Annotated in this window: 1 protein-coding gene; it reads left to right on the top strand. The window is 74.0% G+C overall.

Annotation, left to right across the window (positions count from 1 at the left end; genetic code table 11):
- The coding region (locus tag DW299_RS10505; protein WP_136036544.1) for a phosphoenolpyruvate carboxylase at positions 1-1,537 on the top strand (1,537 nt) is incomplete at both ends.

Genomic DNA, 1,537 nt, shown 5'->3' with positions numbered 1-1,537 from the left:
TCGCCGCCGAGCTCGCCGCCCGGTCGCCGGAGGAGCCGCACCGCCGCGTGCTGCTCGTGCTCGCGCGGCGGGTGGCCGCGACCCGGCTCGGGGACAGCGAGCACGCGTACACCCGACCGGACGAGCTGCTGGCCGACCTGCGTGCCGTGCAGTCCTCGCTCGCCGCGGCCGGCGCCCGTCGGCACGCGTTCGGCGGGGTGCAGCACCTGATCTGGCAGGTGGAGACCTACGGCTTCCACCTGACCGAGCTCGAGGTGCGCCAGCACTCCCAGGTGCACGCCACGGCCCTCGCCGAGCTCGACGCGGGCGGCCCGATCAGCGCCCAGACCGAGGAGGTGCTGGAGGTGTTCCGTGCGATCGCGGACATCCAGCGCGACCGCGGGCTGCGGGCGGCAGGGCGCTACGTCGTCTCGTTCACCCAGGCCGCGTCCGACCTCGCGAACGTGCACCGCCTCGCCCGGTACGCCCTCGGCGACGACGCCCCGGTGCTCGATGTCGTGCCGCTGTTCGAGACCTTCGCCGACCTGCAGGCCGCGCCGGCGATCCTCGCCGAGGTCGTCACGTTCCCCGAGTTCCGCGAGCGGATGGCCGCGACCGGCAACCGCCTCGAGGTGATGCTCGGCTACTCCGACTCGTCGAAGGACGTCGGCCCGGTCGCCGCGAACCTGGCGCTGTACGCGGCGCAGGCCACCATCGCCCGCTGGGCGCAGGAGTCGGGCATCGAGCTCACGCTGTTCCACGGTCGCGGCGGCGCCCTCGGGCGCGGCGGCGGCCCCGCCAACTCCGCCATCCTCGCCCAGCCGCCGCACTCCGTCGACGGCCGGTTCAAGCTCACCGAGCAGGGCGAGGTGATCTTCGCGCGCTACGGCGAGCCCGCGATCGCCATGCGGCACATCGACCAGGTCGCCGCCGCCACGCTGCTCGCCTCCTCCCCCACGGTGGAGGAGCGCACCAGCCGCGCGGCCGAGCGCTACGCCGAGGTGGCCGCCACGATGGACGCGGCCTCCCGCGAGCGCTTCTTCTCGCTCGTCAAGGCCGAGGGCTTCGCGCCGTGGTTCGCCACGGTGACCCCGATGGAGGAGATCGGGCTGCTGGCACTCGGCTCCCGCCCCGCCCGACGCGGACTGTCGGTCGAGTCGCTGGAAGACCTGCGGGCGATCCCGTGGGTGTTCGCGTGGACCCAGGCGCGCATCAACCTCGCCGGCTGGTTCGGTCTCGGCACCGCCCTGGAGGCCGTCGGCGACCAGGACCTGCTGCGTGAGGCGTACCGCGAGTGGCCGCTGCTGCACACCATGGTCGACAACGTCGCGATGAGCCTCGCCAAGACCGACGAGCGCATCGCCCGCCAGTACCTGGCCCTCGGCGACCGCGACGACCTGGCGGCGCTCGTGCTCGACGAGCTCGCGCTCACGCGCCAGTGGGTCGTGCGGCTGACCGGCGGCGACGGCCTGCTCGAGAACAAGCCAGTGCTGCAGCGCGCCGTGCAGCTGCGCAGCCCCTACGTCGACGCGCTGTCGCTGCTGCAGCTGCGCGCGTC

Source organism: Microbacterium sp. K35 (assembly GCF_004794375.1).
Taxonomy (GTDB): domain Bacteria; phylum Actinomycetota; class Actinomycetes; order Actinomycetales; family Microbacteriaceae; genus Microbacterium; species Microbacterium sufflavum.
The sequence above is the reverse complement of the archived record's forward strand: the minus strand, read 5'-3'. Positions and strand labels throughout refer to the sequence as shown.